13 protein-coding genes are annotated in these 11,175 nt (G+C 33.7%); all 13 read left to right on the top strand.

The genetic code is table 11. The features are described from left to right. The coding region (locus U9R23_08365; GenBank protein MEA3476435.1) for a lamin tail domain-containing protein at window positions 1-1,756 on the top strand (1,756 nt) is incomplete at its 5' end. Between the two features lie 313 nt (window positions 1,757-2,069). Further along, window positions 2,070-2,387: a nucleotidyltransferase domain-containing protein gene (locus U9R23_08360; protein MEA3476434.1), complete on the top strand. Its 318-nt coding sequence runs from the start codon at window positions 2,070-2,072 to the stop codon at window positions 2,385-2,387. Further along, window positions 2,384-2,785, top strand: coding sequence for a HEPN domain-containing protein (locus U9R23_08355; protein MEA3476433.1), 402 nt, complete (start codon window positions 2,384-2,386; stop codon window positions 2,783-2,785). The genes U9R23_08360 and U9R23_08355 overlap by 4 nt, the downstream gene beginning before the upstream one ends. Continuing rightward, on the top strand, window positions 2,782-3,654 hold the full coding sequence (locus tag U9R23_08350) for a hypothetical protein (GenBank protein MEA3476432.1): 873 nt from the start codon (window positions 2,782-2,784) through the stop codon (window positions 3,652-3,654). Before U9R23_08355 ends, U9R23_08350 begins: the two co-directional genes overlap by 4 nt. A gap of 38 nt (window positions 3,655-3,692) precedes the next feature. Further along, entirely contained in the window at window positions 3,693-4,007 is a 315-nt protein-coding gene (locus U9R23_08345; protein MEA3476431.1) for a nucleotidyltransferase domain-containing protein, read from the top strand. Beyond that, window positions 3,997-4,407 (top strand): HEPN domain-containing protein, encoded by a 411-nt coding sequence (locus U9R23_08340; protein MEA3476430.1) that lies wholly within the window; start codon window positions 3,997-3,999, stop codon window positions 4,405-4,407. The genes U9R23_08345 and U9R23_08340 overlap by 11 nt, the downstream gene beginning before the upstream one ends. A gap of 29 nt (window positions 4,408-4,436) precedes the next feature. After that, window positions 4,437-4,730 (top strand): hypothetical protein, encoded by a 294-nt coding sequence (locus tag U9R23_08335; protein MEA3476429.1) that lies wholly within the window; start codon window positions 4,437-4,439, stop codon window positions 4,728-4,730. A 120-nt stretch (window positions 4,731-4,850) separates the two neighbouring features. After that, window positions 4,851-5,246 (top strand): GxxExxY protein, encoded by a 396-nt coding sequence (locus tag U9R23_08330; GenBank protein MEA3476428.1) that lies wholly within the window; start codon window positions 4,851-4,853, stop codon window positions 5,244-5,246. Window positions 5,247-5,279: 33 nt separating this feature from the next. Beyond that, a complete protein-coding gene (locus tag U9R23_08325; protein MEA3476427.1) occupies window positions 5,280-7,877 on the top strand; it encodes a helix-hairpin-helix domain-containing protein in 2,598 nt (865 codons plus the stop codon). A 73-nt stretch (window positions 7,878-7,950) separates the two neighbouring features. Beyond that, window positions 7,951-8,151, top strand: coding sequence for a type II toxin-antitoxin system Phd/YefM family antitoxin (locus U9R23_08320; protein ID MEA3476426.1), 201 nt, complete (start codon window positions 7,951-7,953; stop codon window positions 8,149-8,151). Then, the gene (locus U9R23_08315; protein ID MEA3476425.1) at window positions 8,148-9,470 is read left to right on the top strand and encodes a hypothetical protein; all 1,323 of its coding nucleotides are present in this window, start codon (window positions 8,148-8,150) and stop codon (window positions 9,468-9,470) included. Before U9R23_08320 ends, U9R23_08315 begins: the two co-directional genes overlap by 4 nt. A 154-nt stretch (window positions 9,471-9,624) precedes the next feature. Then, complete coding sequence (locus U9R23_08310) at window positions 9,625-10,419, top strand: site-specific DNA-methyltransferase (GenBank protein MEA3476424.1); 795 nt, start codon at window positions 9,625-9,627, stop codon at window positions 10,417-10,419. Further along, window positions 10,412-11,005: an HNH endonuclease gene (locus U9R23_08305; protein ID MEA3476423.1), complete on the top strand. Its 594-nt coding sequence runs from the start codon at window positions 10,412-10,414 to the stop codon at window positions 11,003-11,005. The genes U9R23_08310 and U9R23_08305 overlap by 8 nt, the downstream gene beginning before the upstream one ends. The last annotated feature ends 170 nt before the right edge of the window (window positions 11,006-11,175 follow it).

Here is an 11,175-nt window from a genome sequence, read left to right as displayed (position 1 = left end):
TCATTTTAATGGAAATGATGCCAGAGGTTTGGAAAAAACTACAGATGGCGGTTCAACCTGGACCCTCATAGATGTTATCGGTATACCCGATGAAAATCCTGGCGACGGTTGGAATGTCGCTGGAGTTGCGAATGCAACAAAAGACCATACTCTTGTAAGAAAAGAAGCAATAACACAAGGCAATACTGATTGGACTTCCTCTGCTGGCACTAATCAAAATGATTCAGAATGGATCGTCTATCCGCAGGACACCTTTGAATATCTGGGTTCACATGGCGGCGGAGATACAATCCCACCAACATTAGTAAGCGCAAACGCTACTTCTTCTACTACTGTTAATATAATTTTCAGTGAACAAATTTCTCAACAATCTGCCGAAACTGTAAGCAACTATAATATAAATGGATTAACTGTTTCAAATGCTAATCTACAAATTGACGAAAAGACTGTGATACTAACAACCTCAGAACAAACAGAAGGCACAATATATACTATAACCATTAATAATGTAGAAGATGTGGCCGGAAATCCAGTTGAATCTAATAGCACAATAAATTTTACAGGTTATCAATCTGGTGGCGGAGAAAATGATTTACTCTTTTCTGATTATATTGAAGGTAGTTCTCAGAATAAGGCATTAGAAATCTATAATGGTACGGATTCTGAAATTAGCCTTTCAAATTACAGAATAGCTCAATCTGTAAATGGTAATGGCTGGCTATACTGGCATATCTTTCCAGATGGTGCATCAATTGCATCTGGTGATGTATGGGTTATAACTACCGATGAAGCAGACGCCGAATTGCAAGCAGTCGCTGATGAAATCTTGTCTTATCCAAGCGTGGTTCATTTTAATGGAAATGATGCCAGAGGTTTGGAAAAAACTACAGATGGCGGTTCAACCTGGACCCTCATAGATGTTATCGGTATACCCGATGAAAATCCTGGCGACGGTTGGAATGTCGCTGGAGTTACGAATGCAACAAAAGACCATACTCTTGTAAGAAAAGCAGCAATAACACAAGGCAATACTGATTGGACTTCCTCTGCTGGCACTAATCAAGATGATTCAGAATGGATCGTCTATCCGCAGGACACCTTTGAATATCTGGGTTCACATGGCGGCGGAGATACAGGAAATGTTGAATATCCTGCACAGCCAGTTCCAGCAAACGAGCCAGCCACAATAACATTTACTTCTCAAGACACTTGTAAATCAGTTGAACTTCTCTGGAATACAATTAAAGGCAATGAGTTTAAATCTACTTATATGAATTTTGTAGACAGCACCCAATATTCATATACAGCTAAAATCCCCGGACAGTCTGAGGGAACTATCGTCTATTTCTATATTACTGCGTCTGATACCTCTGACTCAGTTTCATACTTTCCTGAAAATGCTCCAAAAGAACTATATCAGTATGAATATAAAGTTGAAACTCTTAAAGCAGTTCTCAAAGTTCCTCACCACACATTCTGTCCTGCTTTAGGCGAAAAATTTGAAATTCAATTCCATTCTCGTACTAATGATAAAATAATTCTAAGATTATATAATAGTGAGGGCAAATTAGTAAACACATTTAAAAATGAGAATTCAAACGGGTTAAATACAATAGAATGGGATGGTAGGGATGAAACTTGGAACACTTTACCCCCTGGACTATATATCTGCCATCTTGAAGTAATAGATAGAGAAACTGGTAAAACAAAGACAGAAACAGCACCAATCGTTATTGCTGTACCTCTTAAAGATTAAAGAAGAAAGATGAAAAATGAAAATTCCAAATCTCAAATAACAAATGACAAATAAATTCCAATTCCCGATTCCTGAGCTCGTCAGGAACGGGCTTACTTGGGGACAAATTCCAAAAGAATGGCTTGTCCCTATGAATCGGGGGCCAAATGTCGTGATAAAGAATAACGAGCCAATGTAGAAGTAACACGGAACTCTGTTCCGTCTGTTTTCCAAAGGATCTGCCTTCGGCATGAAATGAACCTCCAACTCATAAGTAACGGAGCAGAACCCTTTCTGATAGAAATAATTAGAAATGAAAGATTAAAGACTAAAGATGGATAAAAGAAGTTTAGAAATTGCTCGTCAGCTTAAAATAGAAATTGAAAAAGACCTAAATGTAACTGATATGCGCATCTTTGGCTCTCGTGCCAGAGATGATTTTGAGGAGGACTCTGACCTGGATGTTTATATAGAATTGGAAAATAATAGCTCTGAAATTGAAGATAAAATTTTCCATATAGTTTGGAAAATTGGCTTTGAAAATGAATTAGTTATCACAACGATTATTTTCACCAGAGATGAGCTTGAGAATGGGCCTATGAAATTTTCCCCAATATATAGAAATATCATGCGAGAAGGTGTGACTGTATGAATCAAAAAAAACTTGAATTGATAAAATATCGATTAGAACAAGCAGAATCCAGCCTAAAAGATGCAGAATTCCTTCTTGAGAATAAAAGGGGCAGCTTCTCTATCATAAATAGATGCTATTATGCAATATTCTACTCTGTCTTAGCATTGTTAGTTGATAAACAATTTGTAGGCTCAAAACATAGCGGTGTTATCTCATTCTTTGATAAAGAGTTTGTAAATAAGGGTATATTCCACAAGAAGTTCTCCAAAATATTTCATAAAGCTTTTGATATGAGGGGTAAAAGCGATTATAAAGAATTCGTGGAATATTCTTATGAAAAAATAGAACCTTTACTATCACAAGCAAAAGAATTTGTTAGTGAAGTAAAAAAGTTTCTAATGAAAGGTTACCAATGAGAAAGATTTTAATAACAATATTTGTTTTGATGCTGAGCACATTGGTATTTGCTAATATAGAATCCAATATTTTTGGCGATTATGAGCCATCAGCAAGAGCAAGAGGAATGGGTGGAGCATTTATCGCAAGTTGCTATTATGCCAGTGCTATCTTTTATAATCCTGCTGCTTTACAAACTGCAACTGCTGGAGTTAATACAGGATACGCAAAACTTTTTGGGAATGATTTTCAAATTTTGAGAACAGGTGCACTTGCTTATCATCTGCCTAAATTTGGCACGATAGCTCTTGGAATAAAAAAAATGGGCGTTGAATATCAGGATGTTGAACTCTTGAGTGAAGGAACCTATTCTCTTGCCCACTCACTTCTTCTTATTGGTGATATTCACTCAAAATTATACCTCGGATATACAGTAAATCTGAATCACATTTCTTTTGGAGAGACTGTCGGGGAATTTGACCCGGGCGAAGAATCTGTATTCGGACTGGATTTTGGTGCACTTGCTGTGCTTCATCAAAGAACCAGAATCGCTTTTGCTGTCAAAAATATAAACAATCCATCAGTGGGAAAAGGTCGAACATGGGACTTGCCACAGTTCTTGACTATTGGCATCGCTTATCAGCCTTATCATGGAGTTACAACAGAATTGGATTTGAAGCAGAAATTTTCTGAAGATACAAAAATTAATTTTGGTATTGAATTTGAGATAGTAGATAATTTTTGGCTAAGAACAGGTGCTTCAACTTATCCAAATAGTATCTCTGGTGGCGTGGGGTTTTTAATAAAAGATATAAAATTTGACTATGGTGTAAATTCCCATTCAGTGTTAAATCCCACTCATCATTTTTCTATTGGATATCAATTCTAAAATAACCAAATCTATTTTATCCAAATAGAAGCAATAAGATGATTACGGAAAAACAAATAAATGAGATTGTTAAGAGGATTGTAGAAAACTATTTTCCAGAAAGAATTATTCTTTTTGGTTCTTATGCTTATGGCAGCCCTACAAAAGATAGTGACCTTGACTTATTAATAGTAAAAGAGAGTAATATTCCAATCCATAAAAGAGGTAGAGAAGTAAGAAAATATTTGCGAGGTTTAAAAGTTCCAATGGATATTATTATAAGAACTCCTGCAGAATTTGAGACATATAAAGATATTATTGGGACTATTATTTATCCGGCAAATAAATTTGGGAAAGTCATTTATGAATCGTGAGGAAGTTATTAAAGATCTGGTTAATAAATGGATAAAGAAGGCAGAAAAAGACCTTTTGACAGCAGAAAGAGAATTGTCTTTTGAAGACCCAATTACTGATACAATATGCTTTCACTGCCAGCAGTCCATAGAGAAGTATCTGAAAGCCTTTTTAGTATATCACCAAATTTATTTCCCCAAGACCCATAGGATAATGGACTTGATAGAACTATGTGCTACTAAAGACCCTTCTTTCAAGGATGAATTGCAAGACGCGGATAACCTTACTGATTATGCAGTTGAGCTTCGTTATCCAGATGTTTCATTTGAACCAGAAATAGAAGACGCAAATGAAGCCTTTGAAATAGCAAAGAAGATAAAAGAATTTGTCTTGAATAAAATTGGTTTAAACCGTGAATAAGAATAATTATTTCAAGTAAGGAAAATATCATGAAAAAGAAAAAAGAAGAATCCTCTGCTCGTTCAACATTAATAAAAGGATTTATAAAGCTCTTTTTTAACTTTATTAATCATGCTATTAAAGATTGGGAGAATAAATTTAGCTCAAAAGGATATCAAGAATTATCTAAAAAATATGATGTCTTTGAAAAGCATTTCTATAAAGATATCCAGGAGATAAAAAACAAAATTGAAAAACTTACACTAAAGGTATACTGGCTAAACTTCATAGCAATTATACTTTTGATTTGCGTTGTGATTGAACTTATTTTGTTAATTAAATAAGCCACAGATTTACACGGATGAACACAGATTTTCTAATTTATATGTTTAATAAAATTAAGGGGATTTTTATGGTAAAAATAAAGAAATAAATCAGTGAAAATCTGTGGCAAAAAAACTGCTATGTTTAAATATAAAGAAATTACAGAAAAAATAATTAAAGGTTTCTACGAAGTCTATAATGAACTTGGGGCTGGCTTTCTTGAGTCTGTTTATGAACATGCTTTATTCATTGTCTTAACTGGCTATGGATTGTGTGTTGAGGAGCAAAAGGACATTCCTGTTCTTTTTCGTAGCCAGATTATTGGGAATTTTAGAACAGACCTGATTATAAATGAGAAGGTAATTGTAGAGATAAAAGCAGTTCGTTGTCTGCTTCCTGAGTATGAAGCTCAAATTATTAATTATTTGAAAGCTACAAATATCGAAGTGGGTTTATTAGTAAATTTTGGAAAAAAACTTGAATTTAAAAGATTCATATATGATAATTATAGAAAAAATATCAGTGCAAATCTGTGAGAATCCGTGGCTAAAAAATAAAATTAGGCTGAAATGAAAAAAATAACATTATTTTTTCTAACTATATTATTCTCTATATCCTTGCTAATATCTGCCGAGAATCAGCAGTTAGACTTGAACCAAGCAAACATGGATGAAATAAAAATTCTACCAATTACTGAAAAGCAAGCTGAAGATATCTATTACTATCGGACTTTTCAAAAATATTTTGAATCCGTTTACGAACTGCGTGACATAAAAAGCATTGACCAAATAACCTTCAATAGAATAAAACCTTTGGTGAAGATCTCACCATACACAGACTACGATGAGGTAGCACAAAGAAGAGACCAGATTTATTACCTCTTACGAAGATTGGCTTCAAATGAAGGCTCTCAAGAAGGAATATCAGATTTGTGGGGTGACTTGCTAATATCTCCCATAAATATCAATACTGCTACCTTTCATGAGTTGCTGAATATGCCAATTGTGACTCCGTCTGATGTAAAGGCTATCTTACAGCAACGCAAATTAGGTGAATTCGCTGACTATAGAAGTATGAGAAAGTCGCCTGGACTTACCCATTATGGAGCTACAAATCTTAAACACTATGTAATCTACTATACACCTGAACGAAAAAGCAGATGGTTTTTTAACTACAGATTCAAATTGAATAACTCGCCTTATTCTGAAGAACTGGAAGAAGTTCTACGAGAAAGTTTCGTGCCTGACAGCACAAATGAAAAATTCTCTATGTGGGGAAGATATAATCTGGATAATGCTGAACCAGAAGTTTCACATAAATTCAGAGCAAGAATGCAAGATTGGATAAATTTGGAATTCGGCTCAATCTTCTTTTTGAAAAAAGGTGAAAATAGAAATCTAAACTTCTTGGAATTTCATAATGACTTCACCTCAACTTTAAAAGATAACTCAAAAGCCAGCTTTACAGCAGATATCACGCCCATAAAAACAAAAGTAATACTAGGAAATTACCGTGCCACTTTTGGACAGGGTCTGGTTATGGAAAACACAGATTATTTTGACAGACGCAGAACAGGTTTTGGATATGGCAAAAGAGTACTTGGAATTTTTTCTGACCTATCCCCTACTGAAGAATTTGCTTTAAAAGGCGGAGCAGTTGAATTTAATAATAATTTTCTGAATGCCTCTGTTTTTTATTCAAATGATAAAAAAGATGCAGTTGTCTGGGACAGCAATAATGATGGTATTATTAATGATGATGACGACCTGTTCTATTATATAATCTCAAAACCACGATTTTCTAATGAAGAATTGGAAAGTGCTGAAGAATACTTTAATCAATACCGACCAGGTTTATCTCACCCAAAACCAGAAATACTGATGTGCCCACGCCGAGATGCACTTAAAGAAATTTTGCGGGGTGGTCATATAGAATTATCCCCGATTATTGGAACTCATCTTGGAATTACTGCTTATGAAACCGAATATGACAGACATTTTAACATTGTGCCATCTAATTCTGTAGGCGAATACCTGATTGCAGATAGTTATTATTACAAAAAAATCAAGATGACTGACTCTGAAATATCATCGCTGTATTCCACGAAAACTGAGGATTATGAAAAAAATTATCGCAGAGTTTATGGATTTGACTGGCAAACAACTCTTAATAATCTTTCTTTTCAAGGTGAATATGCAGAATTAGAAGTAGATGGCAAACCAGTAAAATTAGGCGATGACCCAAAAGCAATTGTAGCAAGTGCTTATTTAGGTTTTGAGAACCTGAATTTTCTTATGCTTTATAGAAATTACGATTTAGCCTTTGACAATCCTTATGCTCGTCCTTTTGCAGAGCATGAAAGATTTGATGGCACAATACTTGAAAAACAATACTATCTGAAAAACCCACTTGTTTCTGAAGTTTATTATAATTCTCCTTGGTCACAGCCAGAAGAAGGCGTTTATATTGAATCAAGATATAAATTTCATCGCCAACTTACACTTACTAAAGTCTATCTTGATATATGGAAAAGAAAATCTGATGGAAGAAGAAGCATCCGTTTTCAAGGAGAATTAGATTATAGACCAATCTATCAAGTAAGTATCAGACTGAAAGAAAAGCTGCAAACTAATCGTTCTGAAGACACTTCTGCAAGGTCGGTTTCCAAAACAAGTGAAACTACATTAAAATTAAATACATATCTCACAAACAGAGATAAACTTTCACTTGAATACCGTTTTACTAAGGTCTGGATGTCTCCTTATACTTCCCTAACAAATAGTGCAGAACCGGGAGAAACTATTGTTCCAACTGCAAATGTCTTAAATCATGGTGATTTTATTGCGGCAAATTATACACATAACTTCACGGATTACTTTAGAATTGAGGGCTCATTCCTTTTCTGGAATGGTCACGGCATCAGTCATTGGGATTGGGAAGATATGGAAATTGATTTTATGGGCAGCGAAGGAATGAAATATTGGTTCACAATTTATGATAGAATCTCCAATCATCTGGCGGTTTCATTCAAGTATAAAGTAAAACATTTTAAAGATGAGGAATTATACCTTAGAAAATATAATGAACCTGTTGAGGGACAAAATTATGTTCCACAAACGAAATATAAAGAAAGTTCTATCAGATTACAGATAGATTGGAATTTTTAAAGATATGGAGTGCGAAAATAAGTTCTCGCGATTTATCGTGAGGACGAACTTTTCGCAAAAATTGAAGGTTAATATGCAAAGAGCAAAAAAAAATCTAATACCTGAAATTATTTTCAGGCGAGGAAAACCAGTAGGAGTTATTCTGGATATTACTAAATATCAAGAAATATTGGAAAGATTAGAGGATATAGAAGATTTGAAGATGTTGGAAGAGATGAGAAAAAAGCCGCTTAAATTCAAAAAGTTAGAAGACTTTTTAGGAGGTAAAAAGTGAAATTCAAAGTAATTTTAATTCTATCAATTTTTCTCATTGTCGTAAACCTATCAAGTGCATCTCTCTTTGATAGATATACTGGAGAAGAAATAAATTGTTTTTCAGCCCGCTCCCTTTCAATGGGTTCTGTTGGAATCGCTGCAAAACAAGGAATACTGTCTGCATTGAACAATCCTGCTACTTTGGGCTTACTGCATAATAAATTTGGATTTACATTAACAGCCAATGTAACAAAAAATGACGAAGACAGAGCATACCCGATTTATGATTCCTTTGACTCATATATAGATGATGCAGTTTATGTTTCTAATGCTCATATTTTTGATAAGTATTTTGGTGGAATCTATTATAATTGGAATCTCGTAAAATCTATAAAATTAACCACTGCTTTTAACTTCGCACCAATATATGATTTCAATTTTAAATACAACGAAGAGGTGCGAAATAATGAGAAAACCGATAATGATAATGAGCCAAAGAAAATTGCCAACAATACTTTTGATGGTGATGGTAAAATTTATGCATATTCCCCTTCAATCGCATTGACTTTGGAAAATCCTAATAGTCCGGTTACTTCATTGTCCTTTGGATTTGGTGCATCATATTTGAAAGGCGAAAATGAAATTGATTCAATGATCATCTTTACTGATTGGGCGAAAGAACAGATGAGAAATGATTCAGACAGTTTGCGTGATACGACATATGTTTTAAAAAATAAATATTCAGGTATGCGTTATCAAGGCGGATTTATCATTGGATTGGGAGAAAGAATCCATCTCGGCTTTTCATACACACATAAAACTGAATTGACAAAAGAATATAAAACTAATTCTGATACAGTTTGGGCTGATACAACAATTTATTATCCTGCAAAATTTGGAATCGGTTTTGAATATCATCCAAGAAATATCTGGGATACGAAATTCAGTTTAGAAGCTAGATTGGTAAAATGGAGTGATTATGATGATTCGTATTATGATGTAATTGAATATTCCGCAGGAGCTGAACATATTATGCATAACGGCATTCCTATTCGGCTGGGATTTAGATATCAACCTTCAGGCAGGGATAAAGAGGTTACATTAACTGCTTTTTCTGCAGGAACATCAATAAAATTACCATACAACCTTACACTTGATTTAGGTGCTGAAGTTGGAAAAAGAAACTATCAGGAAAAAGACCTTTTCCCGGATGGCTATTATGCAAATAATAATTTATGGGATACAGCCTACAGTTCACTACCAGTTAACCGAGACAATTTTGATAAAATAAAAGATTTTATGATAAATGCGATGGCAACTATTTCGTGGAGGTTTTAGAGTTAGGAGTTATGAGTTACGAGTTAGTGGTTGCGGGTTACGGGTTGCGGATTAGTCCCCGATTTAATCGGGGATAGAAGTAAGAAGTTAGAGGTTATGAGTAAGCATATAAAAGAGACTACAAAAAAGATAATAAAGAACCGAAATAAATAATATGTTATATTTTAAAGAGAAAAACCTAAGAATTTACAATGATGATATTTTACAAATAAATGCCATTCCGGAAAATAGCATAGATTTAATTGTGACTTCGCCACCCTACAATGTTGATATTAAATATGGCGAACATAATGATAAAATGTCATATTCTGATTATTTGATTTTCACTGAAAAATGGCTGTCAAAATGTCTTTATCTATTAAAAAAAGATGGTCGCTTTTGCTTGAATATACCACTTGATAAAAACAAAGGTGGAGCTCAAAGTGTATTTGCTGACATTATTTCTATTGCAAGGAAGATGGGCTGGAAATATCATTCCACAATTGTATGGAATGAAGGAAATATTTCACGACGCACTGCTTGGGGAAGCTGGATGTCAGCTTCATCTCCGTATGTAATTGCTCCAGTAGAAATGATTGCTATTTTATATAAAGAATCCTGGAAAAAGAGAAGTGGCAGTAAAAAAAATGATATCACTAAAAAGGAATTTATGCAATGGACAAATGGTGTATGGACATTCAGCGGTGAAAGTAAGAAAAAAATCGGACATCCTGCACCTTTCCCAATTGAATTGCCAAAAAGATGTATAAAACTTTTTACTTATGTTGGTGATATTGTGTTAGACCCATTTGTAGGAAGTGGGTCCACTCTAATAGCTGCATTTAATACAAAACGAAAAGGGATAGGTATAGAAATTGATAAAAATTATTATGAATTAGCAAAAAAAAGGATTGTAAAAGAATGCAGTATTTACCAGACTAACTTTAATAAAAGTGAAATAGATGAATAATACGAAAAAATCTATATCAGATTTAGTTTTAGAATATTTTAAAAAGCATCCAAGAATTGAACTGAAACACGGACCTGTTGTTGATTGGGTAACAAAGGAATATCTAAAATACCATTATGAACCTCCCAGAGATCCTTGGCGAGCGATAAGAAAATTACATCAAGAAGGAAAACTCATTAAAGTTAACAAAGGAATATATAAATATGACCCTGATTATATTAATAATGTCGAATTATGGGAATTTTCTGAAAAAACTAAAAAAGAAATATTAAAAAAAGATAATTATAAGTGTGTTGTTTGTGGTAGAGGAGTAAAAGATGGTGTTGAATTAGTAGTAGATCATATTAAATCAAAAGATAAAGGTGGTACAAATACAATTGAGAATGGTGAAACTTTGTGTATGGAACACAATCTAATGAAAAAGAATTATTCCCAAACAGAAGCTGGGAAAAATTATTTTATCAAAATGTATAATAAGGCTGTTAAAATTAATGACCCAAGAATGATAAAATTTTGTAAATGTGTATTTAATTGCTATGACGCTTATAAGATAAATGGTCATATAAAAAGACCGAACAATAAATAAAGAATGGATAAACATGAATAAACCCAAGTATAAATGTATCAAATGTGGATATTCGGGAGATAAATTTATATTCCAATTCAATGATTACACATACTGTATTGCTTCTAACGAAGAAGAACCTGAATTTATTGATGGCTGTCCAGAATGGGTATATGAAAATGTAATTGGTG

The organism is Candidatus Cloacimonadota bacterium, assembly GCA_034722995.1.
Classification (GTDB): domain Bacteria; phylum Cloacimonadota; class Cloacimonadia; order JGIOTU-2; family JGIOTU-2; genus JAGMCF01.
This window is presented reverse-complemented; position numbering and strand designations above follow the sequence as displayed.